Origin of the sequence: Citrobacter sp. Marseille-Q5395, from assembly GCF_947057495.1 — a bacterium.
Lineage (GTDB): Bacteria > Pseudomonadota > Gammaproteobacteria > Enterobacterales > Enterobacteriaceae > Citrobacter > Citrobacter murliniae.
Window position 1 is genome coordinate 31,910 of sequence record NZ_CAMSEL010000019.1, and the last position, 20,409, is coordinate 52,318.

The 20,409-nt window shown below is 52.7% G+C and carries 19 protein-coding genes; 16 read left to right on the plus strand and 3 right to left on the minus strand.

Annotated features, from left to right (window positions below; genetic code table 11):
• Positions 1-79 precede the first annotated feature (79 nt).
• The 3 genes from fadI to sixA all read left to right on the plus strand — a co-directional run bounded on the left by fadI (position 80) and on the right by sixA (position 4,231).
• The gene (gene fadI, locus OH663_RS19760; protein ID WP_263525821.1) at positions 80-1,390 is read left to right on the plus strand and encodes an acetyl-CoA C-acyltransferase FadI; all 1,311 of its coding nucleotides are present in this window, start codon (positions 80-82) and stop codon (positions 1,388-1,390) included.
• Complete coding sequence (gene fadJ / locus OH663_RS19765; RefSeq protein ID WP_200010229.1) at positions 1,390-3,537, plus strand: fatty acid oxidation complex subunit alpha FadJ; 2,148 nt, start codon at positions 1,390-1,392, stop codon at positions 3,535-3,537. Before fadI ends, fadJ begins: the two co-directional genes overlap by 1 nt.
• Positions 3,538-3,745: 208 nt before the next feature.
• Positions 3,746-4,231: a phosphohistidine phosphatase SixA gene (sixA, locus tag OH663_RS19770; RefSeq protein ID WP_200010227.1), complete on the plus strand. Its 486-nt coding sequence runs from the start codon at positions 3,746-3,748 to the stop codon at positions 4,229-4,231.
• Between the two features lie 96 nt (positions 4,232-4,327).
• Here sixA and smrB read toward each other — a convergent pair whose 3' ends face one another.
• Positions 4,328-4,879 carry an endonuclease SmrB gene (smrB, locus tag OH663_RS19775; protein ID WP_045445721.1) on the minus strand — a complete coding sequence of 184 codons (552 nt, stop codon included), beginning with the start codon at positions 4,877-4,879 and terminating at the stop codon, positions 4,328-4,330.
• A gap of 166 nt (positions 4,880-5,045) precedes the next feature.
• On the opposite strand from smrB, the gene prmB reads away from it, so the two are divergent.
• The 6 genes from prmB to OH663_RS19805 are packed head-to-tail and all read left to right on the plus strand — an operon-like array spanning position 5,046 to position 9,598.
• Positions 5,046-5,978, plus strand: a complete 933-nt coding sequence (gene prmB, locus OH663_RS19780; protein WP_200010225.1) for a 50S ribosomal protein L3 N(5)-glutamine methyltransferase — start codon at positions 5,046-5,048, stop codon at positions 5,976-5,978.
• Positions 5,979-6,016: 38 nt separating this feature from the next.
• Positions 6,017-7,102 carry a chorismate synthase gene (gene aroC / locus OH663_RS19785; protein WP_045445717.1) on the plus strand — a complete coding sequence of 362 codons (1,086 nt, stop codon included), beginning with the start codon at positions 6,017-6,019 and terminating at the stop codon, positions 7,100-7,102.
• A 3-nt stretch (positions 7,103-7,105) separates the two neighbouring features.
• The gene (gene mepA, locus OH663_RS19790) at positions 7,106-7,930 is read left to right on the plus strand and encodes a penicillin-insensitive murein endopeptidase (RefSeq protein ID WP_045445715.1); all 825 of its coding nucleotides are present in this window, start codon (positions 7,106-7,108) and stop codon (positions 7,928-7,930) included.
• Positions 7,930-8,739 (plus strand): sulfite exporter TauE/SafE family protein, encoded by an 810-nt coding sequence (locus OH663_RS19795; protein WP_200010223.1) that lies wholly within the window; start codon positions 7,930-7,932, stop codon positions 8,737-8,739. Before mepA ends, OH663_RS19795 begins: the two co-directional genes overlap by 1 nt.
• On the plus strand, positions 8,739-9,287 hold the full coding sequence (locus tag OH663_RS19800; RefSeq protein WP_045445711.1) for an elongation factor P hydroxylase: 549 nt from the start codon (positions 8,739-8,741) through the stop codon (positions 9,285-9,287). The genes OH663_RS19795 and OH663_RS19800 overlap by 1 nt, the downstream gene beginning before the upstream one ends.
• Before the next feature lie 32 nt (positions 9,288-9,319).
• Positions 9,320-9,598, plus strand: coding sequence for a YfcL family protein (locus OH663_RS19805; protein WP_045445709.1), 279 nt, complete (start codon positions 9,320-9,322; stop codon positions 9,596-9,598).
• A 60-nt stretch (positions 9,599-9,658) separates the two neighbouring features.
• Here the strand turns inward: OH663_RS19805 and mnmC are convergent, their stop codons facing one another.
• Positions 9,659-11,662, minus strand: coding sequence for a bifunctional tRNA (5-methylaminomethyl-2-thiouridine)(34)-methyltransferase MnmC2/FAD-dependent 5-carboxymethylaminomethyl-2-thiouridine(34) oxidoreductase MnmC1 (gene mnmC / locus OH663_RS19810; RefSeq protein WP_200010221.1), 2,004 nt, complete (start codon positions 11,660-11,662; stop codon positions 9,659-9,661).
• A 159-nt stretch (positions 11,663-11,821) separates the two neighbouring features.
• Here mnmC and fabB point away from each other — a divergent pair, with 159 nt between their 5' ends.
• Together fabB and OH663_RS19820 are read left to right on the plus strand one after the other, a co-directional pair.
• Complete coding sequence (fabB, locus tag OH663_RS19815; protein WP_045445705.1) at positions 11,822-13,042, plus strand: beta-ketoacyl-ACP synthase I; 1,221 nt, start codon at positions 11,822-11,824, stop codon at positions 13,040-13,042.
• 240 nt (positions 13,043-13,282) lie between these two features.
• Positions 13,283-14,461: an MFS transporter gene (locus OH663_RS19820; protein WP_045445703.1), complete on the plus strand. Its 1,179-nt coding sequence runs from the start codon at positions 13,283-13,285 to the stop codon at positions 14,459-14,461.
• On the opposite strand, the gene flk is transcribed toward OH663_RS19820, so the two are convergent.
• Entirely contained in the window at positions 14,458-15,459 is a 1,002-nt protein-coding gene (gene flk / locus OH663_RS19825; RefSeq protein ID WP_045449733.1) for a flagella biosynthesis regulator Flk, read from the minus strand. The genes OH663_RS19820 and flk overlap by 4 nt on opposite strands.
• A gap of 108 nt (positions 15,460-15,567) precedes the next feature.
• Between flk and pdxB the strand changes: the two genes are divergently transcribed.
• The 5 genes from pdxB (at position 15,568) to accD (ending at position 20,344) form a co-directional block, all read left to right on the plus strand.
• Positions 15,568-16,704: a 4-phosphoerythronate dehydrogenase PdxB gene (pdxB, locus tag OH663_RS19830; protein ID WP_200010219.1), complete on the plus strand. Its 1,137-nt coding sequence runs from the start codon at positions 15,568-15,570 to the stop codon at positions 16,702-16,704.
• A gap of 67 nt (positions 16,705-16,771) precedes the next feature.
• Positions 16,772-17,785 (plus strand): aspartate-semialdehyde dehydrogenase, encoded by a 1,014-nt coding sequence (locus tag OH663_RS19835; RefSeq protein WP_045445697.1) that lies wholly within the window; start codon positions 16,772-16,774, stop codon positions 17,783-17,785.
• Positions 17,785-18,597, plus strand: a complete 813-nt coding sequence (gene truA, locus OH663_RS19840) for a tRNA pseudouridine(38-40) synthase TruA (RefSeq protein WP_045445694.1) — start codon at positions 17,785-17,787, stop codon at positions 18,595-18,597. The genes OH663_RS19835 and truA overlap by 1 nt, the downstream gene beginning before the upstream one ends.
• 23 nt (positions 18,598-18,620) lie before the next feature.
• Positions 18,621-19,280, plus strand: coding sequence for a DedA family protein (locus OH663_RS19845; protein ID WP_045445690.1), 660 nt, complete (start codon positions 18,621-18,623; stop codon positions 19,278-19,280).
• 149 nt (positions 19,281-19,429) lie between these two features.
• Positions 19,430-20,344 carry an acetyl-CoA carboxylase, carboxyltransferase subunit beta gene (accD, locus tag OH663_RS19850; protein ID WP_045445687.1) on the plus strand — a complete coding sequence of 305 codons (915 nt, stop codon included), beginning with the start codon at positions 19,430-19,432 and terminating at the stop codon, positions 20,342-20,344.
• The last annotated feature ends 65 nt before the right edge of the window (positions 20,345-20,409 follow it).

Genomic DNA, 20,409 nt, shown 5'->3' on the forward strand with positions numbered 1-20,409 from the left:
CGCTTGGCTAAATGTAAAAAATTGGTTAAGACTGTGATCAGGTCAGACCACTTATTATTATTTTTTACAGGGGAGTGTTATGAGTCAGGCTTTACCGCTGGTTACCCGTCAGGGCGATCGCATCGCCATTGTAAGCGGGCTGCGCACGCCATTTGCCCGTCAGGCGACTGCGTTTCATGGCATTCCCGCCGTTGATTTGGGGAAAATGGTCGTAGGTGAGCTGCTGGCACGTAGCGAAATACCTGCAGATGTCATTGAGCAACTGGTTTTTGGTCAGGTAGTACAAATGCCTGAAGCGCCCAATATTGCCAGGGAAATCGTGCTGGGCACCGGAATGAATGTTCATACGGATGCTTATAGCGTAAGCAGAGCCTGTGCTACCAGTTTCCAGGCGGTGGCGAATGTCGCGGAAAGTCTGATGGCGGGCACGATTCGTGCGGGAATTGCCGGCGGCGCGGACTCCTCGTCAGTCCTGCCTATTGGCGTGAGTAAAAAGCTGGCGCGGGTGCTGGTGGATGTCAATAAAGCCCGAACCACCGGTCAGCGCCTTAAACTCTTTTCCCGACTGCGTTTGCGTGATCTGATGCCGGTTCCACCAGCTGTCGCTGAGTATTCCACTGGCTTACGCATGGGGGACACGGCTGAACAAATGGCAAAAACCTATGGCATTACGCGTGAGCAACAGGATGCATTGGCGCATCGTTCCCATCAGCGAGCTGCTCAGGCCTGGGCGGAAGGTAAGCTGGCGGAGGAAGTGATGACCGCCTATGTCCCACCGTTTAAAGATCCCATTTCAGAAGATAACAACGTTCGTGGTAACTCTACACTGGCGGATTACGCGAAATTGCGCCCCGCGTTTGACAGAAAACATGGCAGCGTAACGGCAGCAAACAGTACGCCGCTGACTGACGGTGCGGCCGCCGTGATTTTGATGACGGAATCGAGGGCAAAAGAGCTGGGTCTGGTGCCACTGGGCTATTTGCGCAGTTTTGCCTTCACTGCCATCGATGTCTGGCAGGACATGCTGCTTGGTCCGGCATGGTCAACGCCACTGGCTCTGGAGCGGGCGGGTCTGACAATGGCCGACCTGACGCTTATCGACATGCACGAAGCTTTTGCCGCTCAAACACTGGCGAATATCCAGCTTCTGGGTAGTGAACGTTTTGCCCGGGAAGTACTGGGTCGATCGCATGCGACAGGTGAAGTGGATGACAGCAAATTTAATGTACTGGGCGGCTCTATTGCTTACGGGCACCCCTTTGCCGCCACCGGTGCACGGATGATCACCCAAACCCTCCATGAGTTACGACGTCGTGGCGGTGGATTTGGTTTAGTGACCGCGTGTGCGGCAGGTGGTCTGGGTGCAGCAATGGTTCTGGAGTCAGAATAATGGAAATGACATCGGCTTTTACGCTACATGTACGTCTGGATAACGTGGCAGTTGTCTCCATTGATGTGCCCGGAGAAAAAATGAATACCCTGAAAGCTGAGTTTGCTACTCAGGTTAGGGCCATCCTGAAACAAATTCGCGAAAACAAAGATCTGCGCGGTGTCGTGTTCATTTCAGCGAAACCCGATAATTTTATCGCCGGGGCGGATATCAACATGATTGGTAACTGCCGCAGCGCGCAGGAAGCTGAAACACTGGCCCGTCAGGGACAGCAGATTATGGCGGAAATTAATGCGTTGCCGATCCCGGTTATCGCCGCCATTCACGGTGCGTGTCTTGGGGGCGGCCTCGAGATGGCTCTGGCGTGCCACAGTCGCATCTGTACTGATGACGCAAAAACTGTACTGGGGCTGCCAGAAGTTCAACTGGGTTTGCTGCCGGGTTCTGGCGGTACGCAGCGATTACCACGTCTGATTGGCGTAAGCACCGCGCTGGACATGATCCTGACGGGTAAACAGTTACGTGCAAAACAGGCGCTGAAAGTTGGATTAGTGGATGAAGTCGTGCCGCAGACTATTCTGCTTGAAGCGGCCGTTGAACGGGCTAAAAAGGACAGTCTGGCGCACCGAAACTTGCCTGTGCGCGAACGAATTTTAGCTGGGCCGTTGGGTCGGACGCTGCTGTTTCGTATGGTAAGTAAAAAAACGGCGCAAAAAACGTCAGGCAACTACCCCGCGACGGATCGAATCCTCGAGGTAATAGAAATTGGCCTGGCTCAGGGGAGCAGTAGCGGGTACGACGCTGAAGCCCGTGCGTTTGGTGAGCTGGCGATGACGTCGCAGTCACAGGCATTGCGTAATATCTTTTTTGCTAACACTGAAGTGAAAAAAGATCTTGGTAGCGATGCCCGGCCCGGCCCGTTGAACAGTGTTGGGATCCTGGGAGGCGGTCTGATGGGCGGTGGTATTGCGTACGTGACAGCCTGTAAGGGCGGCTTGCCAGTGCGCATTAAAGATATCAATACTAAAGGAATCAATCACGCCCTGAAGTACAGCTGGGATCAACTTGATACAAAAGTTCGCCGCCGGCATATCAAAGCGGGTGAACGTGACAAACAGTTGGCGCTGATTTCGGGTTCAACCGATTTTCACGGTTTTGCTCATCGCGATGTTGTTATTGAGGCCGTGTTTGAAGATCTGTTGTTAAAACAACAGATGGTGGAAGAAGTTGAGAAGAATTGTGCCCCTCATACCATTTTTGCCTCTAACACTTCATCTTTACCGATTGGCGACATTGCTGCAAATGCTGCCAGGCCGGAGCAGGTTATTGGCTTGCACTTCTTCAGCCCGGTGGAAAAAATGCCGCTGGTGGAGGTCATTCCGCATGTCACGACCTCTGAGCAGACGATTGCCACGACCGTTAAATTAGCGAAAAAACAGGGCAAAACGCCGATTGTGGTTCAGGACAAGGCTGGGTTTTACGTTAACCGTATTTTAGCGCCTTATATCAACGAAGCGATTCGTATGCTGACCGAAGGTGAGCGTGTCGATAATATTGACGCCGCGCTGGTGAAATTTGGTTTCCCGGTAGGACCAATCCAACTTTTGGATGAGGTCGGAATAGATACAGGCACTAAAATTATACCAGTGCTGGAAGCTGCTTACGGTGAACGTTTTAGCGCACCTGCAAATGTTGTCGCTTCAATTTTGAATGACGATCGCAAAGGTAGAAAAAATGGTAGAGGTTTCTATCTTTATGGTGCGAAAGGGCGTAAAAGCAAAAAACAGGTTGACCCTGCGATTTATGCGCTTATTGGTGCGCAGGGGCAGAGTCGACATACCGCCTCGCAAATTGCAGAGCGATGCGTCATGTTAATGCTCAACGAGGCAGCGCGCTGTTTCGGTGAGGGGATTATCCGCAGTGCGCGTGATGGTGACATCGGCGCTGTATTTGGTATTGGATTCCCGCCATTCCTCGGCGGCCCGTTCCGGTATATGGACTCTCTCGGGGCGGGTGAAGTGGTTGCAACTCTGCAACGGTTGGCTACGCAATATGGCTCCCGGTTTACACCGTGTGAGCAGTTATTGCAGATGTCGGAACGTGGTGAAGGTTTCTGGAAGTATGGGGAAACTGACCTGAATACTTGAGGTCAAAGGTAGGATGAATCCGCACTGAATGTATGGGTCGTGCTCAAAATGTAAACAAAGATTGACTATACTTACGCCGTTGAGGTAAAAAACAGCGTTTCATTCAGTGAATGGATAAGGCACAATGCCGGCCACCACATAGTTGCGACGGCCAATAGGGGCTTTGCGTCAACGTGTTGGTGATTCTGGTTAACAAAAGCGGTGCAATATGCAAGTTTTTATCATGCGTCACGGCGACGCGGCCCTCGATGCCGCCAGTGATTCGATTCGTCCCTTAACCTCCTGTGGTTGTGACGAATCTCGCCTGATGGCGAACTGGCTGAAAGGTCAAAAAGTGGATATCGAACGTGTTCTGGTGAGCCCGTTTCTACGAGCCGAACAGACGCTGGATGTGGTAGGGGAGTGTATGAACCTGCCAGCTAGTGTGGATGTTTTGCCGGAGCTGACTCCCTGTGGCGATGTCGGTCTGGTCAGCGCCTATTTGCAGGCACTGGCCAACGAAGGTATCGCAACGGCGCTGGTGATCTCTCACTTGCCTTTAGTGGGATACCTCGTGTCTGAGCTTTGCCCTGGTGAAACACCGCCGATGTTTACCACATCTGCGATTGCCAGCGTAACGCTTGATGAGAGCGGTAAAGGCATTTTCAACTGGCAAATGAGCCCGTGTAATTTGAAAATGGCAAAAGCGATTTAACCGAAGTCGTGTCAGGTGTCGTAAGCCGCATAAGGCGAAGTCGCCATCTGGAAAAATAAAAAGAGCCGCAGATGCGGCTCTTTCTGTTTCTGTTGGTCAGGGAAGTTCTGGCGGCAACCACTCTTCCACTTCAATCAGTACCAGTAGTGCGGCATCACCGCCATACTCTTTTGGCGCCTGATGGAAGGCCATTACATGCGGGTGTTGCGCCAGCCATAGTGGCGTTTGCTGCTTAAGAATGTGCTTGCCGTGACCGTGCATTACGCAGGCGCAAAACACATGTTCACGACGACAGGCGGCAATAAGCGCGCCTAACTCCTGCTTAGCCTGCTGCTGCGTCAGTCCGTGTAAATCTAAAAACAGCTCCGGGGAGTAATCGCCACGGCGCATTTTCTTCAGCTCAAAATGGCTGACATCGGCACGCAGGTACCTCACCGGACCGTCCGTATTCAGCAGCGGTTGAAACTCATCAGAGAAATAGTGGCTGGCATCAGCCTGTTCCTGCAGCAGTCTCTTGACCGGAACTTCGGTATTTTTTTTACGTTGTGGCCGATGGACTATAGTGTCCTGCTTTATTTGGCGAGTGCCGGTCATCAGCTGGCGAAACAGCGCCTGATCCTCCTCGCTAAGCGATGTTTTCTTTTTCATTCGAGAGTCTCATCTTTTATTTTTCGTTAGTTTAACCCGACTCGACAGGCATCCGATCGCTTAAAACGCAATTTTAACGCTCAGGCTCTGTGTGAATGCTGATTTATCGCCGTCTTCGTGGCAAACTAGCCGCCGAATTTAATGCGAGCATGCCCTGGAGGAATACGTGGATAAAATTTTCGTTGATGAAGCAGTGAGTGAACTGCATACCATTCAGGACATGTTGCGCTGGGCGGTCAGCCGTTTTAGCGCGGCGAATATCTGGTATGGCCATGGCACGGATAATCCATGGGATGAGGCGGTACAGCTGGTGCTGCCGTCTCTTTACCTGCCGCTGGATATTCCTGAAGATATGCGTACTGCGCGTCTGACTTCCAGCGAGCGCCACCGTATTGTTGAGCGTGTTATTCGTCGCGTCAACGAACGTATCCCGGTTGCTTACCTGACCAACAAAGCCTGGTTCTGTGGACATGAATTCTATGTCGATGAACGCGTGTTGGTCCCTCGCTCACCGATTGGCGAGCTTATCAACAATCGCTTTGCCGGTCTTATCAGCGAACAGCCGCAGCATATTCTGGATATGTGTACCGGCAGTGGTTGTATTGCTATCGCCTGTGCGTATGCCTTCCCGGAAGCTGAAGTGGATGCGGTGGACATTTCCACTGATGCGCTGGCAGTCACTGAACACAATATTGAAGAGCATGGCTTGATCCATCACGTCACGCCGATCCGTTCCGATCTGTTCCGCGACCTGTTGAAAGTCCAGTATGACCTGATTGTGACCAACCCACCGTATGTCGACGCAGAAGATATGTCCGATCTGCCTAACGAATATCGTCACGAGCCGGAGCTGGGTCTGGCATCCGGTAGTGATGGGCTGAAACTTACCCGTCGCATTCTGGGTAACGCCCCAGACTACCTGTCGGATAACGGTATTCTGATTTGTGAAGTCGGAAACAGCATGGTACATCTGATGGAACAATACCCGGATGTACCGTTTACCTGGCTGGAATTCGACAACGGTGGTGATGGCGTATTTATGCTGACTAAAGAGCAACTGATTGCCGCTCGCGAACACTTCAGCATCTATAAAGATTAATACACGCGCACAAACACAACATTCATAACGGAGCCGTGATGGCAGGAAACACAATTGGACAACTCTTTCGCGTAACGACCTTCGGCGAATCACACGGGCTGGCGCTCGGTTGTATTGTTGATGGTGTTCCGCCTGGCATTTCTCTGACAGAAGCCGATCTGCAGCACGATCTCGACAGACGCCGTCCGGGAACTTCGCGTTACACGACCCAGCGCCGTGAGCCGGATCAGGTGAAAATCCTCTCTGGCGTGTTCGAAGGCGTAACCACCGGGACCAGCATCGGTTTGTTGATTGAAAATACCGATCAGCGTTCGCAGGACTACGGCGCGATTAAAGATGTTTTCCGTCCGGGTCATGCTGACTATACCTACGAGCAGAAATACGGTTTGCGTGATTACCGTGGCGGCGGGCGTTCATCCGCTCGCGAAACGGCGATGCGCGTGGCGGCCGGGGCTATAGCCAAAAAATACCTGGCGGAAAAATTTGGTGTCGAAATTCGCGGCTGTCTGACCCAGATGGGCGATATTCCCCTGGAGATTAAAGACTGGTCTCAGGTGGAACTTAACCCGTTCTTTTGCCCGGATCCGGATAAAATTGAAGCGCTGGATGAACTGATGCGCGCGCTTAAAAAAGAGGGTGATTCCATCGGGGCAAAAGTGACCGTTGTCGCCAGTGGTGTGCCAGCGGGCCTCGGTGAACCTGTTTTTGACCGCCTGGATGCAGACATCGCTCATGCGCTGATGAGCATTAACGCGGTAAAAGGCGTGGAGATTGGCGATGGTTTTGACGTTGTCGCACTGCGTGGTAGTCAGAACCGTGATGAAATCACCAAAGAAGGTTTCCAGAGCAACCATGCTGGTGGCATCCTGGGGGGGATCAGCAGCGGGCAACAAATTGTTGCACATATGGCGCTGAAACCGACTTCCAGTATTACCGTTCCTGGGCGCACTATTAACCGATTTGGCGAAGAAGTCGAAATGGTAACCAAAGGACGTCACGATCCGTGCGTTGGGATCCGCGCAGTGCCGATCGCAGAAGCGATGTTGGCGATTGTACTGATGGATCACCTGCTGCGTCAGCGGGCGCAAAATGCGGATGTGAAGACTGACATTCCACGCTGGTAAGACATGAAAAAAACGGCACTTGCGGCACTGGCTCTGTTCGCCAGCTCCGCCTGTCTGGCGGCGACGCCCTGGCAGAAAATTACCCACCCGGTTGCGGGTAGCGCACAGTCGATCGGTGCTTTCTCGAATGGTTGCATTGTCGGGGCAGATACACTGCCCGTGCAATCAGAACATTATCAGGTGATGCGCACCGATCAGCGGCGCTATTTCGGTCATCCTGATCTGGTGAGGTTTATTCAGCGTCTGAGTACCCAGGCCAATAATCTGGAGCTGGGCACGGTGTTAATTGGTGATATGGGAATGCCTGCTGGCGGACGTTTCAATGGTGGGCACGCCAGTCACCAGACAGGACTGGATGTCGATATTTTCCTGCAACTGCCAAAAACGCGCTGGACGCAGTCGCAACTGCTGCGACCACAGGCGCTGGATCTGGTCTCTCAGGACGGTAAACGTGTTGTATCGTCACTGTGGAAGCCGGAGATTTTCAGCCTGATCAGGCTGGCTGCAAAAGATAATGATGTAACGCGTATTTTCGTGAATCCGGCGATTAAACAGCAACTTTGTCTGGATGCGGGAACTGACCGGGACTGGTTGCGTAAAGTGCGACCGTGGTTCCAGCATCGTGCTCATATGCATGTGCGGTTACGTTGCCCTGCCGACAGTCTTGAGTGCGAAGACCAACCTTTACCTCCACCAGGTGATGGCTGTGGCGCGGAGCTGCAAAGCTGGTTCGAACCTCCTAAACCTGGAACAACAAAGCCTGAGAAGAAGACACCGCCTCCGTTGCCGCCTTCCTGCCAGGCGCTATTGGACGAGCATGTACTCTAATGGATATTTTCGCCGATCTGTTTATGGTGTCTCCGCTGCTGTTGGGCGTACTTTTTTTTGTGGCAATTCTGGCTGGATTTATTGACTCGCTGGCGGGGGGCGGTGGCTTACTCACTATCCCTGCGTTAATGGCGGCAGGCATGCCGCCAGCACAAGCGCTGGCAACTAATAAGCTTCAGGCCTGTGGGGGATCGATCTCCGCATCTCTCTATTTTATTCGTCGTGGCGTGGTCAATCTGGCGGAGCAGAAGCTCAATATCGCCATGACCTTTATCGGTTCAATGAGCGGCGCGTTGCTGGTTCAGCATATGCAGTCGGACATCTTGCGCCAAATCCTGCCGGTTCTGGTGCTCTGTATTGGCCTCTACTTTCTCATGATGCCTAAACTGGGCGAAGAAGACCGGCAGCGTCGGCTTTATGGCTTGCCGTTTGCACTGGTTGCCGGGGGCAGTGTCGGTTTTTATGATGGCTTCTTTGGGCCGGCAGCCGGGTCGTTTTACGCACTGTCCTTCGTCATGCTGTGTGGCTACAACCTGGCGAAGTCAACGGCGCATGCCAAAGTACTCAATGCCACCTCTAATCTCGGTGGGCTGTTACTGTTCGCCCTTGGCGGCAAAGTGATTTGGGCGACCGGTTTTGTGATGCTTATCGGCCAGTTTCTTGGTGCGCGGATGGGATCTCGACTGGTGCTTAGTAAGGGACAGAAACTCATTCGACCAATGATCGTCATTGTCTCTGCAGTGATGAGTGCCAAGCTAATTTACGATAATCATGGACAGGAGATTCTCCACTGGCTGGGGATGAACTAATGAACAATACCCATCACTACCAACAGTTAATTGATATTTTTAACGGCTGCTTTGCCGATGAATTTAATACCCGTCTGATTAAAGGCGACGATGAACCCATCTATCTTCCAGCTGATGCGGAATTACCGTATCACCGTATTGTTTTCGCCCATGGTTTTTACGCCAGCGCGTTACACGAAATTTCACACTGGTGTATTGCTGGAAAAGCGCGTCGTGAGCTGGTTGATTTTGGTTACTGGTACTGCCCGGACGGGCGGGATGCGAAGACACAGTGTCAGTTTGAAGATGTAGAAGTGAAGCCACAGGCATTTGACTGGTTGTTTTGCATGGCGGCGGGGTATCCGTTTAACGTCAGTTGCGACAACCTGGAAGGGGACTTTGAGCCGGATCGCGTGGTATTCCAGCGTCGTGTTCATGCCCAGGTGATGGAGTATCTGGAAAAGGGGATCCCCGAACGTCCGGCGCGCTTCATTAAAGCGTTACAAAATTATTATCACACGCCTGAGCTTAAGGCGGAACAATTCCCGTGGCCCGAAGCGCTCAACTGAAGCCGATGCCACGTTTACAATGAGGAAAGAAGATGATCGCGGAGTTTGAATCACGCATTCTGGCATTAATCGACGATATGGTAGAGCACGCCAGCGATGATGAGCTTTTTGCCAGTGGGTATTTGCGTGGGCACCTGACGCTGGCCGTTGCTGAACTGGACGGTGGCGAGGACCATTCCGCTGAGGCATTGTACGCCAATGTCACCAGCAGCCTGGAAAAAGCTATCGGTGCTGGCGAACTCTCGCCTCGTGACCAGGCGCTAGTGAAAGAGATGTGGGATGCTCTGTTCCAGAAGGCCACAGTAAAATAATTTACGGTGGATTGTGCCGGATGCTGACGCAGGAGTGTCTAATCCGGCACAATCATTACCTTATGACTTTATTGCTTTTCCCTTCAATAATTTTCTCACCCATAAACGATTCGGATTTAACGCAGCCAGAGTTCCTGCATCCATCGGGATAGGTTCATGACTCATTTGCGCCGCAAGGATTTCTGCGCACAGCGGGGCGGTACACAGTCCTCGCGAACCCAGTGCGCCCAGCATAAATAAGTCAGGGTGAACTGGCGCACTCGCAGCAGTCTCTTTGTCTTCTGCAAGATGTGCGTACTGACTGAGCGTGGCGTGATAGTCTGGTACATTGCCGACCATCGGTAAGTGATCGCGTGTGGCGCAGCGAACGCCACAGCGGGCGGCATTGTCACTGATATCCACCTCTTTCACCCATCCGGCATTTGGCAAACAGTTGATTAAACGCTGGCGATTTTGTTGCTGATCGTCCTCGCGATAAACCGTCTCTTCACAACCGCGATGATAGCTCGCCCCGATACAATGATGCTGATTCACCGGATTTTGCGGTGTGAGATAGCCGTCGTAGCACAGCACCTGACGCAGAGCAGAGAGTGAAGGCGAGGTAGGAATATGGCTCACCTGACCGCCAACGGAATAAACCGGTAACGGCTGCGTCTGATTAAAGCGGTTAATGCGGTGGCCATTTGCCAGCACCACCGCTTCGTGCGTAGCGGTTTCGCCAGTAGCGAACTGCAACTGCCAGCTATCCGCCTGATGCGACAGTGAAACCAGATCGTGCTGGTAGTGCGTGCGTAATCCCAGCGTTGTGGCATAGTCCAGCACAGCAGCAGTTAACTGCGCAGGACACAGCCATCCTCCGGCAGGATACTGAATGCCATCACATTCGGTATCCACGCCCACCGTTTGCAGGATCTGTTTTGCATCAACCGCGACCGCGAGTGCGTCGGGTAAGTCAAGTGACAGCATTTGGGTGATTTTCTGTTGGCTTTTCTCATCCCAGGCTAACTGAGTCACCCCGCACCAGTCGTGTGCGAAATCTACGGGTAGCGCGTCATACAAACGTCGTGCGAAGGTAAAGGCAGCAGGGAAAAAAAGATTAATAGCCGCATCATGTTTATTGAGCAAAGGATAGAGCGCCCCCTGACGATTGCCGGAAGCGCCTTGGGCTGGTTTGTCGTCAGCACAATAAAGCGTCACTTGCCAGCCGCGACGCAACAGAGCCAGCGACAGCAAGGCGCTGGCAATACCTCCGCCAATAATAGCCGTTTCACGTTTTTTAGTACCTGTGCGTGCAAACCACGGCGCCGGGGAAGGGGGGGCAATATTTTGCTCCATAACCCCACATAACATTTCGCGTTTGCGACCGAAACCTTTGCATTTACGCATGCTGAAACCTGCTTCCTGCAACCCACGACGTACAAAACCAGCGGAGGTAAAGGTCGCCAGCGTGCCGCCAGGGCGAGCCAGTCTGGCCATTGCGTTAAACAGCGTTGGCGTCCACATATCAGGGTTTTTTGCCGGCGCGAACCCATCCAGAAACCAGGCATCGACCTGCTGATTCAATGATTCATCCAGTGTATTGATGAGTTCGTTAATATCGCCAAACCAGAGATCCAACGTAATTCTCCCCTCATCAAGAAGCAGCCGATGGCAACCCGCCAGTGGTAGTGGCCACTGCTCCTGTAACGCTGTTGCCCATGGTGCGAGTTCAGGCCAGTGTTGATGGGCTAAGGCCAGATCTTCACGCGTCAGAGGAAATTTTTCAAAACTGATGAAATGTAACCTTTCCAGGATAGCGTCAGGATGTGCGTCGCGAAAAGTGGCGAATGCCTGCCATAGCGTCAGGAAGTTAAGTCCGGTACCAAAACCACTTTCTGCTACTACAAATAATTGCCGTGAATGAGTGGGAAATCGTTCTGCGAGATGATTACCGCCGAGAAAAACATAACGAGTTTCTTCCAGCCCGTTATCGTTAGAAAAATAGACATCGTCAAAATCTCGGGAAACAGGTGTACCCTCAGCGTTGAATTCGAGGTCGGCAGGTTGTATAGCGTATTGTTTCACGTAAGTTACTCGTCTGGCAGGCTGTGTCCCGATCTTAACGATGAGTGCCTGACTGCGCAAATTTCCACATTAAATGGCTGATCGGACTTGTTCGGCGTACAAGTGTACGCTATTGTGCCACTCGAAACTTTAAAATAGTGCGAACTACAGAGGTATTGAATGAAACGTGCAGTGATTACTGGCTTGGGCATCGTTTCCAGCATCGGTAATAACCAGCAGGAAGTCCTGGCATCTCTGCGTGAAGGACGTTCAGGGATCACTTTCTCTCAGGAGCTGAAGGACTCCGGCATGCGTAGCCACGTTTGGGGCAACGTAAAACTGGATACCACTGGCCTCATTGACCGCAAAGTTGTGCGCTTTATGAGCGACGCATCCATCTATGCATTCCTTTCTATGGAGCAGGCAGTTGCTGATGCTGGCCTCTCTGCAGAAGTTTACCAGAACAACCCGCGCGTTGGCCTGATTGCAGGTTCTGGCGGCGGCTCCCCGCGTTTTCAGGTCTTCGGCGCTGACGCAATGCGTAGCCCGCGTGGTCTGAAAGCCGTTGGTCCGTATGTGGTGACTAAAGCGATGGCATCCGGCGTTTCTGCCTGCCTCGCAACACCGTTCAAAATCCACGGCGTAAACTACTCCATCAGCTCTGCCTGTGCGACGTCTGCACATTGTATCGGCAACGCTGTTGAACAAATTCAATTGGGCAAGCAGGACATCGTTTTTGCTGGCGGCGGCGAAGAGCTGTGCTGGGAAATGGCGTGCGAATTCGACGCAATGGGCGCGCTGTCTACCAAATACAACGACTCTCCGGACAAAGCGTCCCGTACTTATGATGCAAGCCGCGATGGTTTCGTTATCGCAGGCGGCGGCGGTATGGTTGTTGTCGAAGAGCTGGAACACGCTCTGGCTCGTGGCGCACACATCTACGCGGAAATCGTCGGTTACGGCGCAACTTCTGATGGCGCAGACATGGTTGCTCCGTCAGGTGAAGGCGCAGTGCGCTGCATGCAGATGGCGATGCACGGCGTTGATACACCAATCGACTACCTGAACTCACACGGTACTTCTACTCCGGTAGGCGACGTGAAAGAGCTGGGTGCAATCCGTGAAGTGTTCGGCGATCACAGCCCGGCAATCTCTGCAACCAAAGCAATGACCGGTCACTCTCTGGGTGCTGCGGGTGTGCAGGAAGCTATTTACTCTCTGCTGATGCTGGAACATGGCTTTATCGCGCCAAGCATCAACATTGAAGAGCTGGACGAACAAGCTGCTGGTCTGAACATCGTAACCAAGCCGACTGAGCAAGAACTGACTACTGTTATGTCCAACAGCTTCGGCTTTGGCGGGACTAACGCCACGCTGGTGATGCGTAAGCTGAAAGCGTAAGTCTGGTACTAACACCAGTCATTGCCTGATGACGTTTCGCTGATCGGGTTAAAAGGGAGCCAACAGGCTCCCTTTTTTATGGCATTGACAATGGGGGCAATTTACAGGCAGACTCCCCGCTCAACATTATCCTCATGATAATGCGTAAGCGTTTAACGTTATCCAACGCACCTTAATCCTGATAGTCAGGTAGAGGGGGCGTGGCATTTCCTCGCCTTACTCTGCATTCTGGAGTAACGCATGACAGCAGTAACCCAACAAGAAAAAACATCTTCGGCGAATGTTTCGCTATTTCGTATCGCTTTTGCAGTTTTCCTGACCTATATGACGGTCGGCCTGCCTTTGCCTGTCATCCCGCTGTTTGTCCACCATGAGTTGGGCTATGGCAACACCATGGTTGGCATTGCTGTGGGCGTTCAGTTTCTGGCGACGGTATTAACGCGTGGTTACGCGGGACGGTTAGCCGATCAGTATGGTGCCAAACGTTCTGCGCTACAGGGGATGTTTGCCTGTGCGCTGGCGGGCGCGGCGTGGCTATTGGCTGCGCTATTACCAGTCTCTGTTCCCGTTAAGTTCGCGTTGTTAATTGTGGGACGTCTGATCCTCGGTTTTGGTGAAAGCCAGTTACTTACCGGAACCCTGACCTGGGGGCTGGGGCTGGTTGGGCCAACGCGTTCTGGTAAGGTGATGTCGTGGAACGGGATGGCGATTTACGGCGCACTGGCCGCCGGTGCACCGTTGGGGCTGCTGATCCACAGCCACTTTGGTTTCGCCGCGCTGGCGGGAACCACGATGGCATTACCGCTGCTGGCATGGGCATTCAATGGTACCGTCCGTAAAGTGCCTGCTCACGCTGGAGAACGGCCTTCTTTGTGGAGCGTTGTGGGGCTTATCTGGAAACCTGGTGTGGGTCTGGCGCTACAGGGCGTTGGTTTTGCGGTGATTGGCACCTTTATCTCCCTCTATTTTGTCAGCAACGGCTGGACCATGGCAGGATTCACCCTGACCGCGTTTGGTGGTGCTTTTGTGCTGATGCGTATTCTGTTTGGCTGGATGCCGGACAGGTTTGGCGGGGTTAAGGTCGCGGTTGTCTCTTTGCTAGTTGAAACAGCGGGTCTGGTACTGCTGTGGCTGGCACCAACGGCCTGGTTTGCTTTGTTGGGGGCGGCATTAACCGGGGCAGGGTGTTCGCTCATTTTCCCGGCACTGGGTGTGGAGGTCGTGAAGCGTGTTCCTGCACAGGTTCGTGGTACGGCGCTGGGTGGTTACGCCGCATTCCAGGATATCTCCTACGGCGTAAGCGGTCCTTTAGCTGGGGTTCTGGCCACCGCTTATGGCTATCCCTCGGTATTTCTTGCCGGGGCGATTTCCGCGGTGGTCGGAATTGTCGTTACGCTGCTTACCTTGCGAAAAGGTTAAGTGACGAGCCAGAAAATGGCTAATGCAATCATCAACGCCACAAACATCAGCCCCGGTCGCGCCGACAGTGATTTAATGTTTTCAATCACCGGTGTGAACGGGCTGTAAATCGGCTGAAGATGTCGAGGATCGTTTAATTCTTTGTCCCGCTCTACGCGCCGCAAGAAGATCTGATTGAGCAAATCCTGTACCTGCACAGTGGTCAAAATTGTTTGCGGTTGGATCTGCCAGGTCTGCTGCGCGTAGTCTTTTATCGCCGCGAACTCATTCGGTTCCAGCGGTTGTTTCAACGCTGCCTGAAGCGTTTGCAACGTTGGTGCATTTTGCAGGCTTAGCGTCTGACGCGCTTGCAGCCAGGTCACCAGATGGGTGAACTGCTTCGCGGGGATCAGTTCTCCGCTTTTTACGCCGGACAGTTCCAGCATGGATTGCCAGATTAGCTTGCCGGATTCTCCGGTGGCCGCAGCCAGTTTTGTCACCAGTTGATTCAACGTGTTGTGCTCTGCCGGGAGCAAAGGGCGATCGGTTGCCGGGCGCTGTTGTGGCTGCGGGATCGAAAGTTGCCCCTGCTGTAACAGTGTCAGCACATTTTTTAACTGTTCTGGTGTGAGTTGACTGAGCGCTGTTTGTCCGTACTGCTGGCGAATAAAATCACTCACAGCCTGGCGATTATTCCCCTGACTCAGCAATTCTGTGAGCTGTGACAGTACCTGACGGTTAGCATGATTCTGCTGAGCAATGCCAAGCCGTTGGTTCAGGTTTTGCTCAGCGGCAGGAAAGTGACGCGACTGCAACGGTGTATCACTTTTGACCCCCAGATCGTGCTTCATTCCAGCCCATACCTCGGCACTTTGCTGCTGAGTGAGTGAAATTAAACGCGTGATAAGTCGTTCCAGCACAGTACGTTGCTGCGTGGATAACGGTTGCTCACCCGCAACGGCAGGGGCATTTGGGCCTTCACCGGGAGGGCGCGCGGGAGTACCAGAAATGGGCTGCATCATCTCTATTCCTTAAATCTGAGCTAACCAGGTCTCGCAGTATGCCTGGCGGCGAGATTATGGCACACTTGCCCGGTTAACTCTCGTTCTCAAACAGGTGCGAAAGACGTGAAAATCCTCGTTGATGAAAATATGCCCTATGCCCGCGAACTGTTCAGTCGTTTGGGGGAGGTCAAAGCGGTTCCCGGTCGCCCGATTCCCGTCTCAGAACTCGAAGATGCGGATGCCTTAATGGTGCGCTCGGTGACGAAAGTAAACGAATCACTGCTCAGCGGAAAACCCGTAAAATTTGTCGGGACGGCAACCGCAGGTACTGATCATGTGGATGAAGCCTGGCTTGCGCAGTCGGGGATCGGCTTTTCCGCAGCGTCTGGGTGCAATGCCATTGCAGTGGTTGAATATGTCTTTTCTGCGCTGTTGATGCTGGCGGAACGCGACAGTTTTGCATTACGCGATAGGACCGTAGGTATCGTGGGCGTCGGTAATGTGGGGGCGCGTTTGCAAGCGCGACTGGAAGCATTGGGAATTCGTACTTTGCTTTGCGATCCACCGCGTGCTGACCGGGGGGATGAGGGCGACTTTCGTTCACTGGAGGAACTGGTTGAGCAAGCTGATGTACTGACTTTCCATACGCCGCTGTTTAAAGACGGTCCGTACAAAACGCTGCATCTGGCTGATGAGGCGCTCATAAGCCGACTCAAGCCGGGAACCATCCTGATTAATGCCTGCCGTGGGCCGGTCATTGATAATGGCGCATTACTGAATCGTCTGAATGCCGGGCAGTCGTTGAGCGTTGTGCTGGACGTCTGGGAAGGTGAGCCGGATCTGAATGTGGCGTTGCTGGAGAAAGCCGACATCGGCACGGCGCACATTGCCGGTTATACCCTTGAAGGAAAAGCGCGCGGGACCACGCAGGTCTTTGAGGCCTACAGCAAGTTTATTGGTCGCGAACAGCACGTAGCGCTGAACACCCTGTTACCCGCGCCGGAATTTGGTCGTATCACATTGCATGGTCCGTTAGATCAGCCAACGCTGAAAAGGCTGGTGCATTTAGTGTATGATGTGCGCCGCGATGATGCGCCGCTGCGTAAAGTCGCTGGAATTCCGGGTGAGTTTGATAAACTGCGTAAGAATTACCTTGAGCGCCGTGAATGGTCGTCTTTATACGTAATGTGTGATGACGCTGCTGCAGCTACCTTGTTGTGTAAGCTGGGTTTTAACGCTGTTCATCACCCGGCACATTAATGTCTTCTTAATGCTCCCTGTCGAATAATACGACAGGGACGCTTATGTATTTCTGGAGTAAATCACCATGTCTGAAGGCTGGAATATTGCCATTCTGGGCGCAACGGGCGCCGTCGGCGAAGCCCTGCTCGATACACTGGCTGAACGCCAGTTCCCGGTCGGTGAGATTTATGCGCTGGCACGTAACGAAAGCGCCGGTGAGCACCTGCGTTTTAATGGTAAATCGATCGTTGTTCAGGATGTTGCTGATTTTGACTGGACACAAGCGCAACTGGCATTTTTTGTTGCTGGAGTGGAGGCAACAGCCGCGTGGGTGGAAGAAGCAACTAACTCAGGTTGCCTGGTTATTGACAGTAGCGGACTGTTTGCCCTTGAGCCGGATGTCCCGCTGGTCGTACCGGATGTTAACCCGTTCGTACTGGCGGATTATCGCAACCGCAATGTGATTGCCGTCCCGGATAGTCTGACCAGCCAGTTGCTGACTGCGCTGAAACCGCTGATTGATGACGGCGGGCTTTCTCGTATAACGGTCACCAATATTATTTCAGCTTCTGCACGCGGTAAAAAGGCGGTGGATGCGCTGGCAGGGCAGAGTGCGAAGCTGCTCAACGGGATCCCTGTCGATGACGATGATTTCTTCGGGCGTCAACTGGCGTTCAATATGTTGCCATTACTGCCGGATCGTGAAGGCAGCGTGCGTGAAGAACGTCGGATCGTCGATGAAGTGCGGAAAATTATGCAGGACGATGGTCTGCTGGTCTCCGCAAGCATAGTGCAGTCGCCAGTGTTTTACGGGCATGCACAAATGGTGAACTTTGAAGCCCTGCGGCCGCTGGCGGCAGAAGAGGCTCGTGATGCGTTTACCCGCGGCGAAGACATCGTTCTGTCGGAAGAGACGGATTATCCTACACAGGTTGGCGATGCTTCTGGTACTCCCCATCTTTCGGTCGGCTGCGTACATAACGATTATGGTATGCCGGAGCAGATTCAGTTCTGGTCTGTAGCCGATAATGTGCGCTTTGGTGGCGCGTTAATGTCGGTAAAAATTGCTGAAAAACTGGTGCAGGAGTATCTGTACTAATGTCTGACCTGCAACAACTGCCAACACATAAAATTGCGCTGGGTATAGAGTATGATGGCAGCAAATATTATGGCTGGCAGCGCCAGAACGAAGTGCGTAGCGTTCAGGAAAAATTGGAAAAAGCGCTCTCACAAGTCGCCAATGAACGCATTAATGTATTTTGTGCGGGGCGAACGGATGCAGGCGTTCATGGAACGGGGCAGGTGGTGCATTTTGAAACCACCGCGCAACGTAAAGATGCGGCATGGACACTGGGTGTAAATGCGAATTTACCTGGTGACATTGCCGTGCGCTGGGTGAAGGCTGTGCCGGATGATTTTCATGCACGATTTAGCGCCACGGCTCGCCGTTATCGCTACATCATCTACAATCATCGGTTACGCCCGGCGGTTCTGGGGAACGGTGTGACGCATTACTATGAACCGCTGGATGCTGAACGTATGCATCGTGCGGCTCAGTGTCTGATTGGTGAGAATGATTTCACTTCGTTTCGGGCAGTGCAGTGCCAGTCGCGCACACCGTGGCGCAACGTGATGCACATCAACGTCACGCGTCACGGCCCATATGTGGTGGTCGATATCAAAGCAAATGCCTTTGTACATCATATGGTCAGGAATATTGTTGGTAGCCTGATGGAAGTAGGTGCCCACAACCAGCCGGAGAGCTGGATAGCAGAGTTGTTAGCGGCGAAGGACAGAACGCTGGCAGCGGCAACGGCGAAGGCGGAAGGACTGTATCTGGTTGCGGTAGATTATCCAGATCGGTTTGACCTGCCTAAACCGCCAATGGGCCCGCTGTTCCTGGCGGACTAATTCGAGTCGTAAAAGGCATAAATATGGACCTGATTTACTTTCTGATCGATTTTATCCTGCACATAGATGTGCATTTGGCTGAACTGGTAGCGGAATACGGTGTTTGGGTTTACGCCATTCTGTTTCTGATTCTGTTTTGTGAAACAGGACTGGTAGTGACGCCGTTCCTGCCGGGCGATTCTCTGCTGTTTGTCGCCGGAGCGCTCTCTGCGTTGCCAACCAATGATTTGAATGTTCATCTGATGGTGGCGTTAATGATTGTGGCGGCGATTGTTGGCGATGCGGTGAACTACACTATCGGTCGACTGTTCGGCGAAAAACTTTTTAGCAATCCGAATTCCAAAATTTTTCGCCGCAGCTACCTGGATAAAACCCATGCGTTTTATGCACGTCATGGTGGCAAAACAATTATTTTGGCGCGTTTTGTCCCTATCGTGCGTACATTTGCGCCGTTTGTGGCAGGTATGGGGCATATGTCCTACCGCCATTTTGCAATGTATAACGTCGCAGGCGCGCTGCTGTGGGTATTGCTGTTTACCTATGCAGGCTATCTGTTTGGCGATCTGCCGGTGGTACAGGAGAACCTGAAATTATTGATTGTGGCGATTATCGTCCTCTCCGTATTGCCCGGCGTTATTGAAGTGATTCGTCACAAGCGTGCTGCGTCACGTGCTGCAAAATAGAAAGTAACTCAGCGGTTCGACCACTTTTTTATCCAAAGTTTCGGGCTGTTATGTTTTAATGTGCAACATTCATGGTCTGTTGGGGGCAAAAATGGCATTATGCGCCCCTTATAACAAAGCTGACTAAGGTTCAGGCAGAAAGGTCACCAATGAGCTGGATTGAACGAATTAAAAGCAACATTACTCCCACCCGCAAGGCAAGCATTCCTGAAGGGGTGTGGACCAAGTGTGATAGCTGCGGTCAGGTTTTATACCGTGCTGAGCTGGAACGTAATCTTGAGGTCTGTCCGAAGTGTGACCATCATATGCGCATGTCGGCGCGCAATCGCCTGCATAGCCTGTTAGATGAAGGTTCTCTTGTGGAGCTGGGTAGCGAGCTTGAGCCGAAAGACGTGCTGAAGTTTCGTGATTCCAAGAAATACAAAGACAGACTGGCTTCTGCGCAGAAAGAAACCGGCGAGAAAGATGCGCTGGTGGTAATGAAAGGTACACTTCACGGTATGCCGGTCGTTGCTGCAGCATTCGAATTCGCTTTTATGGGCGGTTCCATGGGGTCTGTGGTTGGTGCCCGTTTTGTCCGTGCCGTTGAACAGGCGCTGGAAGACAACTGCCCGCTGATCTGCTTCTCCGCTTCCGGCGGTGCGCGTATGCAGGAAGCGCTGATGTCACTGATGCAGATGGCAAAAACCTCTGCTGCACTGGCGAAAATGCAGGAACGTGGTTTACCGTACATCTCTGTACTGACCGACCCAACCATGGGTGGGGTTTCAGCAAGCTTCGCGATGTTGGGCGATCTCAACGTTGCTGAACCGAAAGCACTGATCGGCTTTGCTGGTCCGCGTGTTATCGAGCAAACCGTACGTGAGAAATTGCCGCCGGGATTCCAGCGCAGTGAGTTCCTGATTGAAAAAGGCGCTATCGATATGATCGTTCGCCGCCCGGAAATGCGCCTGAAACTGGCGAGCATCCTGGCGAAGCTAATGAATCTTCCTGCGCCGAATCCGGATGAGCCACGTGAAGGCGTGGTGGTTCCTCCGGTACCCGATCAGGAATCAGAGGCCTGATAGTTTACTCTATGGATTTCGAGTTGCAGGAAGGCGGCAAGAGAGTGAATTCCGATGAACTTACA

Excerpts from the sequence above, each read along its gene's own strand:
- fadI (WP_263525821.1), top strand. The coding sequence starts at position 80 with ATGAGTCAGGCTTTACCGCTGGTTACCCGTCAGGGCGATCGCATCGCC.
- fadJ (WP_200010229.1), top strand. The coding sequence starts at position 1,390 with ATGGAAATGACATCGGCTTTTACGCTACATGTACGTCTGGATAACGTG.
- sixA (WP_200010227.1), top strand. The coding sequence starts at position 3,746 with ATGCAAGTTTTTATCATGCGTCACGGCGACGCGGCCCTCGATGCCGCC.
- smrB (WP_045445721.1), bottom strand. The coding sequence starts at position 4,879 with ATGAAAAAGAAAACATCGCTTAGCGAGGAGGATCAGGCGCTGTTTCGC.
- aroC (WP_045445717.1), top strand. The coding sequence starts at position 6,017 with ATGGCAGGAAACACAATTGGACAACTCTTTCGCGTAACGACCTTCGGC.
- mepA (WP_045445715.1), top strand. The coding sequence starts at position 7,106 with ATGAAAAAAACGGCACTTGCGGCACTGGCTCTGTTCGCCAGCTCCGCC.
- OH663_RS19795 (WP_200010223.1), top strand. The coding sequence starts at position 7,930 with ATGGATATTTTCGCCGATCTGTTTATGGTGTCTCCGCTGCTGTTGGGC.
- OH663_RS19800 (WP_045445711.1), top strand. The coding sequence starts at position 8,739 with ATGAACAATACCCATCACTACCAACAGTTAATTGATATTTTTAACGGC.
- OH663_RS19805 (WP_045445709.1), top strand. The coding sequence starts at position 9,320 with ATGATCGCGGAGTTTGAATCACGCATTCTGGCATTAATCGACGATATG.
- fabB (WP_045445705.1), top strand. The coding sequence starts at position 11,822 with ATGAAACGTGCAGTGATTACTGGCTTGGGCATCGTTTCCAGCATCGGT.
- OH663_RS19820 (WP_045445703.1), top strand. The coding sequence starts at position 13,283 with ATGACAGCAGTAACCCAACAAGAAAAAACATCTTCGGCGAATGTTTCG.
- flk (WP_045449733.1), bottom strand. The coding sequence starts at position 15,459 with ATGCAGCCCATTTCTGGTACTCCCGCGCGCCCTCCCGGTGAAGGCCCA.
- OH663_RS19835 (WP_045445697.1), top strand. The coding sequence starts at position 16,772 with ATGTCTGAAGGCTGGAATATTGCCATTCTGGGCGCAACGGGCGCCGTC.
- truA (WP_045445694.1), top strand. The coding sequence starts at position 17,785 with ATGTCTGACCTGCAACAACTGCCAACACATAAAATTGCGCTGGGTATA.
- OH663_RS19845 (WP_045445690.1), top strand. The coding sequence starts at position 18,621 with ATGGACCTGATTTACTTTCTGATCGATTTTATCCTGCACATAGATGTG.
- accD (WP_045445687.1), top strand. The coding sequence starts at position 19,430 with ATGAGCTGGATTGAACGAATTAAAAGCAACATTACTCCCACCCGCAAG.